The organism is Niastella yeongjuensis, from assembly GCF_900110245.1.
Taxonomy (GTDB): Bacteria; Bacteroidota; Bacteroidia; order Chitinophagales; family Chitinophagaceae; genus Niastella; species Niastella yeongjuensis.
The window spans coordinates 47098-65139 of sequence record NZ_FOCZ01000010.1 but is presented as its reverse complement, the minus strand read 5'-3'; the positions used below and the strand labels follow the sequence as shown (position 1 = coordinate 65139).

Annotated in this window: 13 protein-coding genes; 2 read left to right on the top strand and 11 right to left on the bottom strand. The window is 47.0% G+C overall.

The window, feature by feature from the left end; translation table 11 throughout:
- Positions 1-142: 142 nt before the first annotated feature.
- Together BMX95_RS24180 and BMX95_RS24170 are read left to right on the top strand one after the other, a co-directional pair.
- Positions 143-820 (top strand): (4Fe-4S)-binding protein, encoded by a 678-nt coding sequence (locus BMX95_RS24180; protein WP_081197247.1) that lies wholly within the window; start codon positions 143-145, stop codon positions 818-820.
- Between the two features lie 544 nt (positions 821-1364).
- The gene (locus BMX95_RS24170; protein WP_081197248.1) at positions 1365-3254 is read left to right on the top strand and encodes an FG-GAP-like repeat-containing protein; all 1890 of its coding nucleotides are present in this window, start codon (positions 1365-1367) and stop codon (positions 3252-3254) included.
- Between the two features lie 121 nt (positions 3255-3375).
- Here BMX95_RS24170 and BMX95_RS24165 read toward each other — a convergent pair whose 3' ends face one another.
- The 11 genes from BMX95_RS24165 to BMX95_RS24115 form a co-directional block, all read right to left on the bottom strand.
- Positions 3376-4860 carry an FGGY family carbohydrate kinase gene (locus BMX95_RS24165; protein WP_081197249.1) on the bottom strand — a complete coding sequence of 495 codons (1485 nt, stop codon included), beginning with the start codon at positions 4858-4860 and terminating at the stop codon, positions 3376-3378.
- A 5-nt stretch (positions 4861-4865) separates the two neighbouring features.
- Complete coding sequence (locus tag BMX95_RS24160; RefSeq protein ID WP_081197250.1) at positions 4866-5843, bottom strand: ABC transporter permease; 978 nt, start codon at positions 5841-5843, stop codon at positions 4866-4868.
- Positions 5843-7357, bottom strand: coding sequence for a sugar ABC transporter ATP-binding protein (locus BMX95_RS24155; RefSeq protein ID WP_081197251.1), 1515 nt, complete (start codon positions 7355-7357; stop codon positions 5843-5845). The genes BMX95_RS24160 and BMX95_RS24155 overlap by 1 nt, the downstream gene beginning before the upstream one ends.
- Before the next feature lie 2 nt (positions 7358-7359).
- Positions 7360-7995: a DUF2291 domain-containing protein gene (locus BMX95_RS24150; RefSeq protein ID WP_081197252.1), complete on the bottom strand. Its 636-nt coding sequence runs from the start codon at positions 7993-7995 to the stop codon at positions 7360-7362.
- A gap of 3 nt (positions 7996-7998) precedes the next feature.
- Positions 7999-8946 carry a D-ribose ABC transporter substrate-binding protein gene (locus BMX95_RS24145; protein ID WP_081197253.1) on the bottom strand — a complete coding sequence of 316 codons (948 nt, stop codon included), beginning with the start codon at positions 8944-8946 and terminating at the stop codon, positions 7999-8001.
- A 43-nt stretch (positions 8947-8989) separates the two neighbouring features.
- Positions 8990-9949, bottom strand: a complete 960-nt coding sequence (locus BMX95_RS24140) for a transketolase family protein (RefSeq protein WP_081197254.1) — start codon at positions 9947-9949, stop codon at positions 8990-8992.
- A gap of 73 nt (positions 9950-10022) precedes the next feature.
- Complete coding sequence (locus tag BMX95_RS24135; protein WP_081197255.1) at positions 10023-10853, bottom strand: transketolase; 831 nt, start codon at positions 10851-10853, stop codon at positions 10023-10025.
- A gap of 101 nt (positions 10854-10954) precedes the next feature.
- Positions 10955-12367 (bottom strand): L-fucose/L-arabinose isomerase family protein, encoded by a 1413-nt coding sequence (locus BMX95_RS24130; protein ID WP_081197256.1) that lies wholly within the window; start codon positions 12365-12367, stop codon positions 10955-10957.
- Between the two features lie 56 nt (positions 12368-12423).
- Positions 12424-13191 carry a DeoR/GlpR family DNA-binding transcription regulator gene (locus BMX95_RS24125; protein WP_081197257.1) on the bottom strand — a complete coding sequence of 256 codons (768 nt, stop codon included), beginning with the start codon at positions 13189-13191 and terminating at the stop codon, positions 12424-12426.
- Between the two features lie 705 nt (positions 13192-13896).
- Complete coding sequence (locus BMX95_RS24120; protein ID WP_081197259.1) at positions 13897-16278, bottom strand: glycoside hydrolase family 3 N-terminal domain-containing protein; 2382 nt, start codon at positions 16276-16278, stop codon at positions 13897-13899.
- Positions 16279-16406: 128 nt separating this feature from the next.
- On the bottom strand, positions 16407-17981 hold the full coding sequence (locus BMX95_RS24115; protein WP_081197260.1) for a BACON domain-containing protein: 1575 nt from the start codon (positions 17979-17981) through the stop codon (positions 16407-16409).
- Positions 17982-18042 lie beyond the last annotated feature (61 nt).

Sequence of the window (18042 nt, the reverse complement as noted above, 5' to 3'; positions counted from 1 at the left end):
TGAATGCCGAGGAATTGGCAGAGTAGCCCAGCCATCCCCACCACCCTGGTTTTCCAATACTTAAGATTTCTTAAGTCATTATTTGCAAAAAATAACGACTTTGCAGCAATTGATTTCTTAAGGGAAAACTAAAAGCTACTACATGGAATATAAATTACAAAAACCGGTTCATGGTACTATTGGCACTTCCAAATACCAATGTGTTATTGAATGGCGCAATGGGCAATTTATTGCCGATGAGCCGGTAGTTCAGGGCGGTAAAGACACTGGCCCCGATCCTTACACGTTGTTATTGTCATCACTGGCCTCCTGCACCCTCGTTACCCTGCGGATGTATATCGACAGAAAAGGCTGGGATATTCCTGAAATTAAAGTGAATACCAATATGTGGCAATCGAAGGAAGGGGACAATACGATCACTATTATCGACCGCGACATTATCTTTCCCGCCGGGTTGGAACCGGAGAAAAAGAACAGGCTGTTGGAAATTGCCTCCCATTGCCCGGTTTCAAAAATGCTCGAAGGCAATATCAAGGTGCGGAGTTATGTTTTTCACGAGGAGGAGGTTGACAGGAAACTTAAATACTCCAATGAAGATATTACCGTGGTTTGGAAACCGGAACTCTGTAAACATTCCGGCCGTTGTGTAATGCAATTACCCAAAGTATTCAACTTAAAAACCAAACCCTGGGTAACCATGTCAGGCGCCGATACGGAAGCCATCAAGGCCCAGGTGGAGAAATGCCCTACCGGAGCACTTTCATGGGTTTATAATAAACCCGAGTCTCCTGAAGAACCTGCTATTGATTCAGAATTCTAGTTATAAGTATATGTGCTGGTAGCTGGTTCCATTCAGGTAATCAGTTACCAGTTTAAAGTTTTAGGTTTAAAGTTCGGGCTCCACGCTCTACCCCTTTGACTTTCGTCTCTGCCTTCTGCCCTCTGCCTTCTGCCTTCTGCCCTCTGCCTTCTGCCTTCTGCCCTCTGCCTTCTGCCCTCTGCCTTCTGCCCTCTGCCTTCTGCCCTCTGCCTTCTGCCCTCTGCCTTCTGCCCTCTGCCCTCCCCCACTGCATTCCCATTTTCACCCCATCTGCTTCCGTTAAGTAATCTTTACCAAACCGTTTCCGAAACTTTAATTTAATTAAATTTATACTCAGAATAGATTTACTTAACTTTAATTACAGTTATTTTTGTTTCACAAGTGCTGCACTTTCTCTTTTATTATAGCCTGAAACACACCCGGTTCGAAGCACCCGTTATTTTATTATTCCCTGTATTTTAATTATTGTCAATCAATAATGAATAATCTATTTCCATAAACCAATATTTAAACACGAAAAAGTACCAACTAAAACTTTATCAACATGAAAAAAGGTAATTCAATCCACCGGCTGGCGGTCTGCGCCTGGTTAATGGCGCTTGTCATTGGATTTGCAGCCTGTAAAAAAGCCGCTTTTGAGCAGGCAGCTAATAATCCTGGAACTACCACCCAGTCCAATGCCCGGACAGCCGTAGCGGCTTCTACCATTTCCGACATGGACCCCATTAAAGTGATGTCGTTTAATGTCAGAAATGACGCCGAAGGCGATCCCTTCAGCCAGTATGTACGGAAGGATTATTGTCTGCAGGTTATTCTCGAAAATGACGTAGATATCGTAGGCTTGCAGGAAATTGCCGTTACCGATATCGAAGAATGGTTCAATACCCAACTGGCAGCAGCCGGTTACGGTTATTACAAATCCGGCACCTCTAACGGTTCGCCAAAAACGATCTACTACAAAAACAGCCGCTTTACCCGTACCAATGCAGGTTGGTTTACCATGATGACGCCCGATTTCCGCACCGGCAAATGGGTGGTGCTGCAGGACAAACTCCATACCGCCAACAGCTATTTTGTGGTGAACAGTCACTGGACAACCGTAAGCTCTGCCGAACGCCAGCTTGATGCCGACACAGTTCTTCTGAACATCAATAACAACAATACCGCCAACCTGCCGGTTATTTGCTTTGGCGACTTTAACGCCAAACCCGGCACGGCCGAAATGGGGATCATGAAAGATGCCAGCGGAAATAATATGGTAGACGCATTGTTCGACTCCAGCGGCGATCCTACTTTCCATGGCTGGGATGCCGTAGGCGATGCCAAGATCGACTGGCTGCTCAGCACCCGCAACATGGCTTTCACCAGTTCCAGCGTAATCACCAAAACCTTTACCGTAAACGGACAAACACTTTATCCTTCCGATCACTACCCGGTGATGGCTACCTATGTGCCCGGCATTTTTGGAGGTGCCCATACCGATGCCAATGGCATCAGCGCCAGTTCGGCAACAGATTACTTTTTCGCTGATGTGGATGGCGATGGTAATGCTGATAAAATTTACTGGAACGCTACTTTCGATAGTGGTAAACCAAGGGTATTCCTCTCCAACGGCGATGGCACTTTTGCTGCTACGGCTGTTACCCATGCCGCCGGTGCATCTACGGCTGCTACCACCCGTTATTATTATGCAGATATCAATGGAGATGGCAAAGCAGATGAGGTTCGCTGGAACCCTACCCTCAACGCCGGACATACCCTCGTTTACCTGGCAACATCGGGAGGCAACTTCAGCGCCACGGCAGTTGACAATCCGGAAGGAACCAGCGCGGGCACTACTACCCTTTATAATTTTGCCGATGTGAACGGAGATGGCAAGGCGGATAAAATTTACTGGAACTCCACCTTCGATGATGGTCACACGCGGGTATACTTAGCTACTTCCGGTGGCAACTTCAGCGGTACGGTGGTATCCGGTACCGAAGGCGCCAGCACTACGGCGGGTACACAATTCTGGTATGCCGATGTAAATGGGGATGGCAAGGCTGATAAAATTTACTGGCACCCCGATCTCAACTCGGGTAAAACCATGGTGTACACTTCTGATGGCGATGGCACCTTTACCGCCAATGCTTCTTTCAGCAATTCTGCCACCAGCGGTTTATCAAACACCCGGTTCTATTTTGCCGATATGAATGGCGATGGTTTTGCGGATAAGGTATACTGGAACCCGACTAACTATACCGGTTTCCTGAAAGTATATTATTCCGAATCAGGCGCCTTTAACGGACCTGTTTATACATTAAGAGGCACTTCTCAAAGCGAGAACACGTATTTCTATTTCAATGACATCAATGGGGATGGAAAGGCGGATCAAATCCGATGGAATTATGGAGAGAATTCAGGGGAACTAAGGAACTATTTCGCTAAGTAGTCTCTTTTGAAGTAGGAAGTAAGAGGTAAGAAGTAAGAATTTCGCGCACTTCTTACCTCTTACCTCTTCCTTTAAAAAGTGAGTCGTCCACCAGCTGGCGAAACGACCCACTGGTTATTGATTAAGAAGTAATCGCCTTTTTCCAACCTTCATACCACACCTTATTCCTTTCTATATCGGCAGGAACAAGCGTATCTTTTATCACCTTCAACTGTTGTAATTGCTGCAATCCGCTATACACGCCTACCTTTAACCCCGCCATATACGCGGCGCCTAAGGCCGACACTTCAGGGAAACCGCTGATAACCACTTTACGGTTTAACTGGTTGGCCAGAAACTGCACTACAAACCGATTACCGGTAATTCCACCATCCACCATCAACTGGTTCAACAACAAACCGGCATCTGTTTCCATAGCGCCAATTACGTCTTTTATCTGGTAAGGAATGGTTTCCAGCGCTGCCCGTACCAAATGATTTTTGGTAGTAGCGAAGGTCAACCCATGGATACTTGCCTTGCGGTTCATTTCCCAATAAGGAGCGCCCAACCCGCTGAACGCGGGAATCAGGTATACGCCCTGGTTGTCTTCCAGCGCCATGGCCATGGCTTCGGTATCCCGACTGTCATTAAACAACTCCCATTCGTTCTTCAACCATTCAATGGTAGCGCCGCAGGTAACGATCACGCCTTCCAGCGCATAGCAAACCTGCTGCCCGGTACTCCAGCAAATGGTAGTCACCATACCGGTAGTAGAGGCTTTGGGTTTGTCGCCGATATTCATCATTACGGAACAGCCTGTGCCCAGCGTAGCTTTGGCAGAACCGGGTTCCAGGCAGGCCTGACCAAATGCCGCAGCGTGCGAATCACCGATCATGCCGGTAATGGGAATGGAATGCTCCAGCACTCCCAGCAAATTGGTTTCACCAAACATAAAGGAAGCGGGAACACAACGCGGCAGGTTGAGTGACTGCAGGTTGAATGCTTTTAACAGGTCTGCATCCCAATCGAGTGAAGCGATGTTGAAAAACAGGGTACGGGATGCATTTGTATGATCGGTATAATAGCTTTGTCCGTTTGTGAATTTATACAACAACCAGGTATCGATGGTACCAAAGTATGCCTCACCGGCATCGATCGCCTGTTTTACTTCGGTTACATTTTCATACAACCAAACCAGTTTGGTACCTGAGAAATATGGATCAACCAGTAACCCGGTTTTTGTTTTGATGTCGTTGGCAATGGGCAATGTTTTTAAGCGTTCGCAAATCTCTAGGGAACGTTTGCATTGCCATACCACTGCATTGTATAACGGTTTGCCGCTTTTATCCCACACAACAAATGTTTCGCGCTGGTTGCTGATGCCAATGGCCTTTATAGCCCGTACATCCAGTTGCTGACTGGCAAAATCTTCCAGGCAATGTTTTACGGAGGCCAGTACGTTTTGCACAATGCCTTCGGGGTCCTGCTCTACAAAACCATTGGCGCCATAATTCGTTTGCAAAGGCTCATGACCACGCGCCACTACTTTTCCCTGCTCGTTAAAAATAATGGTTTTGGTGCTGCTGGTTCCCTGGTCTATTGCCAGCACATATTGTTGTTTGCTCATGTTCTTTATTTCTTGTTACCGCCTTTGTCAATTATTACTGCAATTAAAATAACAGCCCCTTTTACTACCTGTTGCCAGAATGGGGATACGTTCAACAACACGAGGCCGTTATTCAATACGCCGATGATCACCGCGCCCATTACGGTACCGCCAATGCTGCCCTTCCCTCCTGATAAAGAAGTGCCGCCGATCACTACCGCTGCAATGGCATCCAGTTCATAACCAGTGCCGGCATTGGGCTGCGCTGAATCGAGCCGGGAAGTGACCATAATGCCACCCACGGCTGCCAATGCACCAGCAATACTATATACAATGAGTTTTACTTTATTGATGTTGATGCCAGAGAGAATAGCCGCATTCTCATTGCCGCCAATGGCATAAATATACCGGCCCAATCTTGTTTGCCGGGTAATAAAGATGGCCAGCAATACCACCACACCTGCAATCCAAACCGGCACGGGAATGCCCAGCAACCAACCGGTACCGATAGTGGCAAACGGAGCCCCGAGGTTACTGATGGGATGACCTTGCGTCCACAACATGGTTAACCCGCGGGCAATGGTTAACATGGCCAGCGTTCCCACAAAAGGCGGCACCTTGAATTTCGTGATCACAAACCCGTTGAACCAGCCAAGCAGGGAGCCTACAATAATGCCACCCAACAAGGCACCTAAAAGGGTAAAACCAATAAACAGATCTGCCGATGGCAGTTTAATCCCATTCTTTGACAACCCTGCGGTAATAGCGCCACATAAAGCCAGGATCGAACCTACAGAAAGGTCGATGCCGGCAGTGAGTACAATAAGGGTCATACCCACGGAGATACAGATGTTCACCGCTATCTGCCGCAATACATTCCATCCATTGTCCATGGTAAGGAACTTGTCGCTTAAAATGGCAATGATGGTGCACAGCACAACCAGCGCGATCACGGATTGCAGCCGGGCAAGGTTTATCGTATTATTTCTTTGAATCGCAATCATCAGGCAGTAATATTATGTTGTATGGCATGTTTCAAAATATAGCTTTCCGTTGCTTCGGCAATGGGAATATTGGCCGTCAGCCTTCCTTCCGCCATTACCAGCACGCGGTGCGAGGCAGTGAGGATCTCCGGTAATTCTGACGATACCAGCAGAATGGCCATACCCGACGCCGCCAGTTTCTTCATCAGGTTGTAGATCTCGAACCGGGCGTTGATGTCGATACCACGGGTAGGTTCATCCAGCAGCAAAATACCCGGATGGGTAGCCAGCCATTTGGCCAGTACGATCTTTTGCTGATTGCCGCCGCTCAGGTTACCGGCCACATTGTTTTCAGAATGGGTTTTAATACCCAGTTGCTGAATGTATTCTTTCGATAACTCGGTTTCTTTTTTATTACGCAGTACAATGCCCCATTTTTCCAACTGGTTCAGCACCGTGATACTGATGTTGGTTTTTATTTTCTGGTCCAGGATCAGTCCGTGCGCCTTTCTGTCTTCAGGTACTAAGGCGATGCCCTGGTTGATGGCCTGAATGGGCGATTGGATCTGTACGGCCTTTTCATTTACAAAGATGTTGCCACTGGCTCTTTTAGGATGAAGCCCAAACAGGGTTTCCATTAATTCAGTACGGCCCGCGCCCATCAATCCATACAGACCCACGATCTCACCTTTGTGCAGCGTAAATGAAATATCAGTAAGCACATTGGCCTTCACGCGGGAGGCGCCTTTCAGGCTTATGTTCTCTACCCGCAAGGCCGGTTCGGTAAATGTTTGCGTGGTATGGTTGGCAGTACCGCTTACGGCGCGGCCTGTCATTTTACGGATCAGGTCATCCTGCGTCATATCGGCCATTAACCCGCTTTCGATGGAGCAGCCATCACGCATTACCACAAACCGGTCGGCAATGGTGAACAGCTCTTTTAATTTATGCGAAATGTAAACGATGGTTTTGCCTTCGCTGCGCAGTTCGTTGATGATCACAAACAGGTTGTCTACTTCTTTATCGCTGATGGCCGAAGTAGGTTCATCCATGATGATCACATTGGCCTTTGTATGCAGCGCCTTGGCAATTTCAACCAGTTGTTGCTGCCCCACTTTTAAGGACCCTACCAGTTGACCGGGTTCCGCATCCAGTTTTACTTTTTCCAGCAGCGTTCTGGTTTCCCGCGCCATTTCTTTTTTATCGAGTATGCCCATGGCATTGCAGCGCTCGCGGCCCAGGAAAATATTTTCGGTAATACTCAGGCCCGGTACCAGGTTCAGCTCCTGGTGAATGATCACAATGCCTTTTGCTTCGGCGTCTTTGGTGCCGGCGAGTTTTAAAGGCTCGTTGTTATAAACAATAGCGCCCTCATAATCTACATACACGCCCGACAACACCTTCATAAGGGTTGATTTACCGGCGCCGTTCTCCCCGATGATGGCATTCACCATACCGGGATGCAGCTCCATGTTCACCTTGTTGAGGGCGGTAACCCCGCCAAACTTCTTCGTTATGTTTTGTGCAATCAACATTCTTATTGTTGAATGATTTTACATTGAACAGGTATAATTTCCAGGTCGTTGAGCGAAAAATGCGCCTCATTCAATTCCAACGCGCCAATTACAGACACGTTATCATCCTTCTTCACCTTTGCTTTAAAAGGAGGCAATACTACATTTCTTACTCTTTTATTCAACGCTTCTGAAATATTATTCAGGTCAGCGGTGTTTACAAAATCTTTGATATCAACCAGGCGGGAGGCGTCTCTGATCGCATTGCCATACACGTACTCCGTAATCACTTTTACAGTTAGCGGTTCATTGCTGTTGCCCGCCAGCACCGTGATATCATCATCACTTACCGACAACACCTTACCGGTTAATTTCACCAGGCCATAGCGAAGGTTACCTATGCTCATGGAATTGAAATAGGTATTGAAAGCAGCACCCCTATTTGACTTCAGTGCTGCCTGCAACGCATCGAGCGTAATGGCACTGTCGAGCCGGGCGGGTAATTTACCATCCCACAGTTTTTGTACAAAAGCGGGGGCATCGAAGGCTTTTGGCTCTACTGTCTGCAACTCGCTGAGTTTTACTATGAAGACAGATTTATAGGCAAGCAAACCTATAACAATCGTGATCAGCCCGTATTTTACTATTTTCCTGGCCATACTTTATTTTTTTCCGTAGGCAATATAATCGTTGATGTTTTTGGGTGTCACCAGCTCTACAGCTACCGGTATCTTCTGTGGGAAATCCCTTCTACCCTTTACGTATTCATCGGCAAACTGTGCGGCTGTTTCCGCCATTACTTTGGGAAACTGCATGCCCGTGCCGTATACTTTATTTTCTTTAATGGCAGTGATCACGTCTTCTGCGCCATCAAACCCAAACACTTTTACTTTTGTGGCTTTGCCTGCGGCTACCAGTGCCTGATAGGCGCCCATGGCCATGCCATCATTTCCGCAGAACACGGCATCGATATCAGGGTGTGCCTGCAGAATGCTTTCCATAACTTCCATCGCTTTGTTGCGATCGAAGTCGGCGCTTTGCTGGGCCACCATTTTCAAATCAGGGTAATTATCGGTAACGCTGTGAAAGCCTTTTGAACGGGCCCAGGTATTGTTATCGCCTACCAGGCCAAGCAACTCAACATAGTTGCCTTTCTTATGCAATTGCTGGGTAAAGTCTACTCCAATGGCTACAGCGCCGGAGTAACTGTCGGATAGTATTTGCGAGGTGGCCGCATTGGTGGCATTTATTTCGCGGTCCATACAAAAGACCGGAATGCGTGCTGCCTTTGCTTTCATTACATTGGCCACCGAGCCATTGGCATCGGTTGAGTTAAAGAGGATGGCATCGTAACCGGCTACAATGATGTTATCGAAGTTATCGCCTTCGGTAGCCGTGTTATTTTGAGAATCGAAGATCTTGGCATCATAGCCAAGGGCCGTGGCTTTGGCGGCAGCCGTTTCGGCCAGAAAAACAAACCAGGGATTGTTAAGCGTTGATACTACAACGGCCATTTTCTTTTTCCCGGTTTTAGCCTGCTTTTGTTTACACTGTGTAAACACCAACAGCAGACCAAGCAACGTTACTAATATCGGCAAGCTTCGCTTCATCTGTGGAAATTAATCGTTAATGAAATACAGGACCTCCCCCATATTATAATAAGCCTTTCACTACCTCAGCAATCCCTTCTTTCGTAATATGGTAGTGATTGAAAATATCCTGTTGTGAACCAGTGACGGTGTATTCATCGGGAATACCCACAATACGGAAAGGTTTGTGCAAACCATGTTGCATCAGGTATGAAGCACAGGCTTCTCCCAATCCGCCGTACACACTATGTTCTTCTACGGTAACGATGGCTTGGCAGGCGGCAGCCAGTTTCGCCAGCAGGTCAGTATCCAGCGGCTTAATGGTATGCATACTTACCACGGTAACGTTGATGCCCTGTTCGGCCAGCAGTTTCGCTGCCTGTACGGCAGGATACACCGTTTCACCGCAGGCAATGATGGCAGCATCGTTCCCTTCGGTGATTACGCGACCTTTACCAAAGGCAAAAGTATCGTCGTTCACTTCTTTCAGGCTGTTCATAACCCGTTTGCCAAAACGCAGGTACACCGGACTGTTGGTCGTTGCCGCCAGTGCAGTAGCCTGTGCCGTTTCAAAATTATCGGCGGGTACCACTACGGTAATATTGTTGATGCAGCGCAGTGCGGCAAAGTCGTGCAGACTATGGTGGGTAGAACCGAGGGCGCCATAACTTACGCCGGCGCTGATGCCTACTACCGTTACGGGATTGTCGCTATATGCCACATCGTTTTTGATCTGTTCCAACGCCCGCGCGGTTAAAAAGCAGGCGGGGGAAACCGCAAATACTTTTTTACCGGCAGCAGCCAAACCAGCGGCTACGCCTACCAGGTTTTGTTCGGCAATACCTACTTCAACAATCTGCTCAGGGAATTTTTTACCAAAAGGAACAAGTTTGCCCGATCCACGGGAGTCGCTGGTTACAGCAATAATATCCCTGTCTTTTGCTGCTAACGCCTGGAGGATCTCCGAGAAGATCTCCTGGTTGGGTTTGAATCCATTCGGATCTGTTGCTTCTATATGCGCCATTCTTTCTAGTTACAGGTTTCAAGTTTCAGGTTGCAGGTTTCACCTACTTCATACTTCCTGCATGCTGTTTCATTTAAATTGCAGCCTGCTGCAGGCTATTGTCCAGCTCACTCAGTGCCAATGCGTATTCATCCTTACTGGGCACGCCATGGTGCCACTTGAGGTTGTTTTCCATAAAGCTCACGCCTTTGCCTTTTACGGTATGGGCAATGATCACATTGGGTTTACCGGGTTCAAAAGGCAAACTGTCAAAAGCGGCTTTCAATGCATCCACATCGTGCCCGTCTACTTCCTTTACCGCCCAGCCAAATGCTTTCCATTTTTCATCCAACGGATCGGTATTACATACTTCAGCCGTAGGCGCGGTGATCTGCAGGGTATTTTTATCTACGATGGCACACAGGTTATCGAGCTTGTAATGAGCTGCGGTTAAAGCCGCTTCCCAGTTAGAACCTTCGGGCAATTCGCCATCACCCATCAGTGTGTATACTTTATAATCACGTTTATCGAGTTTGGCTGCAATGGCGTTCCCAACAGCAATGGGTAATCCATGACCCAGGGCGCCGGTATTCTGCTCCACCCCTTTTACTTTACGCGTAGGGTGACCAATGTAGTGCGATTTATACTGACAAAGGGTTTCCAGGTTTTCTTCCGGAAAGAATCCTTTATCTGCCAGCACTACAAACAAGGCTTCCACACAATGGCCCTTACTTTGAATATACCGGTCCCTGTCGGGTGAAGTAAAGGTCTGTGGCGATACGTTCAATGCGTGGTTGTACAGCACATTCAATATATCGGTACACGACAGGCTGCCGCCGGTATGACCGGCATTGGCCTTTACTATATACTTAAGTATCTTTTTGCGATACTCGACAGACTTCTTCTCCAGTTGTTGCTTATTCATATTAATACATTTTGGGCAGAAGGCAGAGGGCAGAAGGCAGAAAGAAATACACCGCGACGCGGTAACTCTATCAACTTTATCAACCCGATCAGGTTTATCAACTAAGCATGTTGATACACCTGCCAGCCTAAATAATTATCAAATGCTTCTTTCAGAATATCAGCCGTTTTGCTGGCATTCATTACCACATGGTGCTCAAAGCCATTTCTGCATACATATTGCATGAGGCCCTGCAGGTTGTTGATCTGGGCAACAGCGCGGTTACCAAAGGTGTTCAGCGCATCGTTGGTCAACTCACCTTCACCTATATAGGCTTTTATAATTCCCTGGCTGTCGTCGGTGCTGATCCGGCCATAAGTAAGCGGTGAGGCGGGGGTACGGCCATCAAGCGCACCATAGGTATTTTCAACCCCTACTGAGGTTCCCAGAATAGGTGCCGTGCTGATCTGAATATCGGGCAGGAATGATTTAGCCCAGTTACCGCAATGGAACAGTACGCACTTGGAATCGTCATCGGCGTAGTTGTTGTTCCAGTCAACCAGGGCGCTGGGGGTGCCGGAAGCTAACTGCATGGCATACATGCTCAGGGTTCCGGTTACATCTACCTCGCAGGCACTGGGTAGCATGTTCTCACTCATCATACTCATGTTGGTACACACATTGCAACCGTAGTTCTGCTGCAGGGAGGTCCAGCATTGAATAGCGGTGGCATCGAGTGCGTTCTCGGCCATAAAATCGGCCAGCACCACATCGAGCTTGGCAATTTGCACCAGCTTATCATTGGGTGTTTTACCGGTTGGGGTATACGCTTTAATGCCTTCCAGCTTTTCTTTAACGCGGGCATGGTCTGCCGTTAATTTGTTGGCGTTGCCTAAGATCTCAGACAGGTCAACAGTAGTTACAGAAATGCCATTGCGTTGCAGGATCTTTTCGCTGTAGCGCACGGTATTGAAGGCACCTGGTCGGGCGCCTACAGCACCAATACGAACATTGCGCATGCCTTTTACAACCCGGCATACAGCAATGAAGTTTTTCAAATCAGCAATAAACGAATCGTCAGAGGGACTTACCACGTGTTTGGTGGTAAGTGAGTATTTTATTCCAAATTGATAGAGGTTGTTACAAACAGAGATCTTTCCGCACCAGGCGTCTCTTCTGTTCACCACATCCATTTTGTTCAGGTCATCGGGATAACCCTGTACTAGTACAGGTACATTGAGGTTAGCCAGTTTGATGGTTTCTGCCACGCCTTTTTCGTCACCGAAGTTGGGCAACACCACCAGGATACCCTGGATGTCGGCAGCGTGTTTTTTAAACAGGTCGGCGCAACGTTGCGCTTCCTTAAAAGTTTCCACGCCACCCAGTTTGGTATCGGCATCAGTTAATAAGATGGGCGTGATATTCAGTTTTTCAAACAGGGCAACAATTTCGGTGCGTGCTTCGGCCACTAATTTATCAGGGAAAAAATCTCTGTTTCCAATGATAACACCGAGCGTTGTGTTGGCAGTCTTCATCTGTAATTATTAATACTGTTTCCCGATGGGCCTGGCCATCGTTGTAATGTGGTTTATTAACTGGCTATTATGAGTTCTATTTCCTGTTCTTCGAACAGTTTTCTGTCTTTATCTTCTATGCCATCATCGGTGATGATGTAATTGATGAGCGACAAGGCACCCAGGCTGGCAAAGGCATTCTTTCCTATTTTGGAAGAATCGGCAACCAGGTAAGTCGTTTCTGCCGCTTCTATCATGGCTTTCTTCACTATGATATCGCTTAAGCTGGGATATGTTAACCCCGATTTCAGCGAGATGCCCGCCGTTGCTAAAAAGAGCTTTGATACGTTGATACCTTTAAAAAAATCGGCTGCTTTTTGACCGGTCAACGACAAGGTGGGTGGTTTAAATTCACCACCTGTCATTACTACCTCGATGCCCGGTTCCGTACCCAGCATCATGGCAATGTTCAGGGCGTTGGTGATCACCGTCAGGTTTCTAAAGCCTTTCAGTTTTTTTGCGATCTCGGTTACGGTTGAACCGGAATCGAGAATAATGGTGTCGCCGCTTTCAATGAACTCCAGGCATTTGGTGGCGATCTTTTCTTTGGCCAGGTTATGCAATTCCTGGTGGGCCACATAGAAATCTTTTACCTGATCTTCGATATTTTTCAGATAGGCGCCGCCATGTTCGCGGATCACCATTTCTTCTTTTTCGAGCTTCTCAAGATCCTGACGTATAGTTACTTCGGTTACTTTAAAGATTCTTGCCAGGTCACCCACTTTTGCTGAACCATCCTCGCGGAGCATTTCCAGTATTTTTTCCCGCCTTAGATTTGGTAACATATAGTTTGTTTTGAGGGCTGTGAATCAAAAATAAGAAAACAATCGAAAAAATAGCAAAACAAACAAAAGAAAAAGAAAAAAATACGGATATAACACACCTTTCCATTTGCCCGTCATAATATTCATCTCACTGATTATCAATAAAAGCACTCCCACTACCTATTTTTGATTATTTACGATCGAAAGAAAAGCGAAAGAGGATCGTAAAAGTGCCGGTGCCCCGGCGTCAGTTTTGCCAGGTGGATGAAGCCGGTATTGTGCCGGGATTGCTGTTGATCTTGTTCGGGATTTGTTCGGATCTGCCCCGGGAATGTTGGGGTGTACCCGGGAGAAACCCGAACAAATCCCGAACAACCTCCACGGCCAAACCGGCTTCATCCCGGAGCAAGCGCGCAGCCATTCCAGACATGAAAACAAGGAAAAACGGACTATATCGTTATAGAAAATTTTAGCAAGCCATTTTGGATGAAAGCACCAGAACAGGGATTGTAATAGAATTTAGAGGATTCTAAATCGATATAGATTTTGAAGCAGGTCGGTTGATTCAATATACCAGAATAAGAAGATTGTTTTTATTGTTTTCTCCTTTCTTTTCAGGCAGAAGTGCCAAAATGAAAACACAAGAAAACGAAAATCCGAAGGTAGCTCCAAACAAAAATGACCCGCCGCGGCGAGCCATTTTGTTTCGATTACTTACTAACTAACTTATTTTATAAAGAAACTTTCTTTCTGCTTAATATCATTTGAAGAAGTACCTACCATTATACTGAACTCACCGGGTTCCAGCACAAACTTCATCTCGCGGTTATACAATTTCAACTCTTCGCGGGGAATGGTAAAGGAAACTGTTTTGGTTTCGCCGGCCTGCAAATGCACCCGTTCAAAACCTTTCAACAGTTTTTCGTACGTAGTTACTGAACTCAATACATCGCGCAGGTAACATTGCACTACCTCATCACCAGCTAACTTACCGGTATTGGTAACATCTACGGTTACGGCAATAGGATCGGTGGTTGTTTTGCCGGTGTTTATCTTCAGGTTGTTGTACCCAAAACTGGTATAGCTTAAGCCAAAACCAAATGGATACAAAAATCCTTTTATTCTTGCATGCTCACCTTCGTCTGATTGCGCACCGGGTTTGCTGGGGAAATTATAAGGTAATTGTCCAACCGATTTAGGCCAGGTTAGCGTGAGTTTACCACCCGGATTGTAATCACCAAACAACACATCGGCAATGGCGGTACCGCCTTTTACTCCGGGATAACCTGCGTAAATGATCCCATCTACGTTCTTATCGATCCAGTTAATGCTCATAGGCTGTGTACCGAGCAATACGACCACCACCGGTTTGCCTGTTGCTTTGATGGCTTTTACCAGTTCCAACTGGTGGCCAGGTAAATCAAGACTGGTGCGGCTTTTGTTCTCACCGGCAGTTTTGGTATTTCCGCCTACAACAACAACTGCCAAATGCGCCTGTTTGGCCATATTTACTGCCGAATCGAGCATAGCCTGTTCACTGGCATCCAGCGGCTCAGGCAGGATCTCACTTTCAGGCCAGCGTTTGTCAACCAGATCGGCGCCTTTTGCATACAACACGTTATCGGCACCCAGTTTTGCCTGAATGCCCTGCAGGATGTTTACGCTCGGAGAACCCAATGGACCGTAATGCGCATGCGCATAATCGTCATCGGTGGCGTTGGGACCAAGCACTGCTACTTTCGTTAATCCTTTTGATATGGGCAGCACATTGTTATTATTTTTCAGCAGTACCACACTTTCGCGGGATGCCTGTAATGCCACTTGCTGACTGGCATCACTATTCACCACGTTCCTGGTTTCTGCGGCACTTTCAACATAGGGATGATCGAATAATCCCAATTTGAATTTCACGCGCAATACATCAGCCACGCGGTGGTTGATGGTATCCATGGGAATGCGGCCTTCTTTTACCAGCTGACGCAGGTAGATAATAATACTATCAGGAGCGCGAAATGTGGTACGCACGTTCATACCGGCCATGAATGCCTGGTAAACGGCCTCTTTTAAATTGGCAGCTACATGGTGTTTGGTAGCCAGGTATTCGAGCGCATCGCTGTCGCTCACCACATAACCGGTAAAGCCCATTTCAACCCGCAGGCGCTGGATCAGCCAGTAATTGCTGCCCGAGACGGGAATGCCATCATAGTCATTGTACGAGCTCATTACACCCATGATGCCCGCTTCTTTTATAACTTTCTTAAAAGGATACAACAGGAGATTCTCCACTTCGCGTGGTGCTACCTGTGGGTCTGTGCGGGCCTGTCCTTCCCGGGCGCCTTTATTGGCACTGTATACCGCAAAATGTTTGGCAGTTGATGCAACCTTACCATCCTGCTGAATACCTTTGGCCATTGCAATACCCATACTGGCTACCAGGTACGGATCTTCCCCATACGTTTCTTCCAGCCTGCCCCAGCGCTGATCCCGCGCTACATCCAGGATAGGTGCATACACGTTGGTGTAACCCAGTGCGCGGGCTTCGCGACCGGTAATAATGCCTTCCTGGTGTACCAGTACCGGGTTCCAGGTCATGCCCATATTAAGTGCGGTAGGGAAACCAGTAGCTTCATAGGCTTCAACACCCCGGATGCCTTCATTGGTAAAATCAGCCGGAATGCCCAGGCGGGTTTGTTCTATAAAAAAACGCTGGGTCTCGTTCATGGCCCATACGTGTTTCTCCATATCTTTTACCAGATCTATCGGGGGTGTTTTGCCCCAACCGGCAAAACCATTCAGGTGTTCATCTATATTGGCAATTCCATCTTTCCAAATGGCATTCTTCCAATCGGCAGTAGGCAGCGAATCTTTCAACACGCGGTGCCAGCCATAGAGCGTTGCCATCTGGCAGGTCTTTTCTTCCAGTGTCATTTTCGACAACAGATCGGCCGTGCGGGTGTTTACCGGTTGTTTAGGATCTTCATAAATGTCTTTTTTACCGTTCTTGTTCAGATCTATCCAACCGTCCTTGTAAATAGCAGTAAGGGGTTTGAATGAGACAATGCCAACCAGGGCAAGCAGGGCAACGTACGGGTATTTTCTTCCTTTCATATTTTGGTAATGTGGAGGTGACAAATATAACCATAATGGCCCCCGAGGCTGGGAGAATGTTACGCTAACGTTTGCGTAAATAAAAAGCCTTGACGGTACCGTCAAGGCTCTTTAAAGTATATACTAACCTATTGCAGTTTAAAGATCCAGGTATCTCTCTTTCCATGATTGCCGCTCACATCACCATCATTTCCGTTTACTAAACTCGTAACCATGATCGATCCATCCGCGCCTGTAGTTACATCCTGAGTGTTATCAGAAAGCGTGCTACCGAATGCCTTTTGCCATACTATTTTACCCCAACTGTTTAGTACTGCCACCCAAACATCTCCTCCCCCATGACTACCGGTTACCACGCCATCAGTGCTCACGATGCTGCCTGCCAATGCTATATTGCCATTAGGCAAACGCTCCATATCAGTTGGCACTTCGACACCTGTACCTCCCAGAATAGATTGCCAGCCTATTTGACCATCTTTGGTGAACTTAACCACCCAGGTATCAATATCGCTTCCGGAACGCATGGCCAGATCACCATCTGTACTCATTGTAGACGCTGTCACGATACAGCCGCCGTCGGTATCGCCAATAACGGCTGCAGGTATCTCGGCCCGGGAACCGCCTAATGTTTTACTCCATATTTTATTCCCACTGGCATCGATCTTTATAACAAGCAGGTCATTAATGCCATGATTAGTCCCAACATCCCCACTATTATTACTTGCGGTCATACCATATACTATAAAGCTACCATCTGAGCACGCTCCTATGGTACCAATGTTTTCATCCTTATCACCACCAAAAGTTTTTTGCCACACAACACCGCCATTTGCATCGATTTTTATTATACAGATGTCTACGCCACCGTGATTGGTACTAAAATCACCATCATTACTATAAGTAGTTCCCGCAAGAACATACCCGCCATCTGCAGTGCTTATTATTTTAACTGGCGTTTCAGCTAATAATCCGCCATATTGTTTATTCCATACCAGATTTCCATTGGCGTCGAATTTAACCACAAAAAAATCGGTGTACCAATATGTCTGACTGGCAGCAGCATATCCTAAACTAACTGTACCACCATCAGGTGAAGTCGTGATCGATCTGTATTGTACACCAATCGGCTCCACTTTTTTTTGCCAAAGCCTGTTGCCATCGCTACCCGCTCCCATTACCCAGCCGGTAGGATAGTATGTAAGTCCCGCTAAGTCGCCATCAGTACTATACGCCATACCAGCAGTAACAAGCTGGCCATTGGGTAACAGGGCCGTTCCAAAACACAGATCATCTTCTGAACCACCATAACATTTTTGCCATACCAGGTTGTATGCTTTTCGTGTTATGTTTATCTGGCGGGGCTGCAGGTCTGAACCGGCAGGCGTAATCGTAATTGTTGCGGTTTGTGAGGAGGAGTTATTAGCGGCAATAACCTTTATTGTTACGATTGTACTATCACCTGCTGTTTTTTTTACCGGATCTACAGATAACCAGGCGCTGGCCTCGTCAGAGACACTTAAGGTCCAATCTATGTTCGACTGAATCACCACCGTATCGGTATAACCGGCATCGTTGCCCACCTGCAGGTCTGTACGGCTGATGTTTAAAGCAGGATCAGCACTATTGGCATCGTCCTTTTTACAGGAATAGCCTAGAATAAATAACAGGAAAATAACCAGGTAAGGATAAAATTTCGTTCTCATGGCAATGGATTCTTTGATTTGCGAACAAATGTAATATCCACCCCTAAAAATATCTGACAAA

Coding starts and splice junctions, on each gene's coding strand:
- BMX95_RS24155 (WP_081197251.1), bottom strand. CDS start 7,357: ATGTTGATTGCACAAAACATAACGAAGAAGTTTGGCGGGGTTACCGCC.
- BMX95_RS24135 (WP_081197255.1), bottom strand. CDS start 10,853: ATGAATAAGCAACAACTGGAGAAGAAGTCTGTCGAGTATCGCAAAAAG.
- BMX95_RS24150 (WP_081197252.1), bottom strand. CDS start 7,995: ATGGCCAGGAAAATAGTAAAATACGGGCTGATCACGATTGTTATAGGT.
- BMX95_RS24170 (WP_081197248.1), top strand. CDS start 1,365: ATGAAAAAAGGTAATTCAATCCACCGGCTGGCGGTCTGCGCCTGGTTA.
- BMX95_RS24140 (WP_081197254.1), bottom strand. CDS start 9,949: ATGGCGCATATAGAAGCAACAGATCCGAATGGATTCAAACCCAACCAG.
- BMX95_RS24145 (WP_081197253.1), bottom strand. CDS start 8,946: ATGAAGCGAAGCTTGCCGATATTAGTAACGTTGCTTGGTCTGCTGTTG.
- BMX95_RS24180 (WP_081197247.1), top strand. CDS start 143: ATGGAATATAAATTACAAAAACCGGTTCATGGTACTATTGGCACTTCC.
- BMX95_RS24130 (WP_081197256.1), bottom strand. CDS start 12,367: ATGAAGACTGCCAACACAACGCTCGGTGTTATCATTGGAAACAGAGAT.
- BMX95_RS24165 (WP_081197249.1), bottom strand. CDS start 4,860: ATGAGCAAACAACAATATGTGCTGGCAATAGACCAGGGAACCAGCAGC.
- BMX95_RS24125 (WP_081197257.1), bottom strand. CDS start 13,191: ATGTTACCAAATCTAAGGCGGGAAAAAATACTGGAAATGCTCCGCGAG.
- BMX95_RS24120 (WP_081197259.1), bottom strand. CDS start 16,278: ATGAAAGGAAGAAAATACCCGTACGTTGCCCTGCTTGCCCTGGTTGGC.
- BMX95_RS24115 (WP_081197260.1), bottom strand. CDS start 17,981: ATGAGAACGAAATTTTATCCTTACCTGGTTATTTTCCTGTTATTTATT.
- BMX95_RS24160 (WP_081197250.1), bottom strand. CDS start 5,843: ATGATTGCGATTCAAAGAAATAATACGATAAACCTTGCCCGGCTGCAA.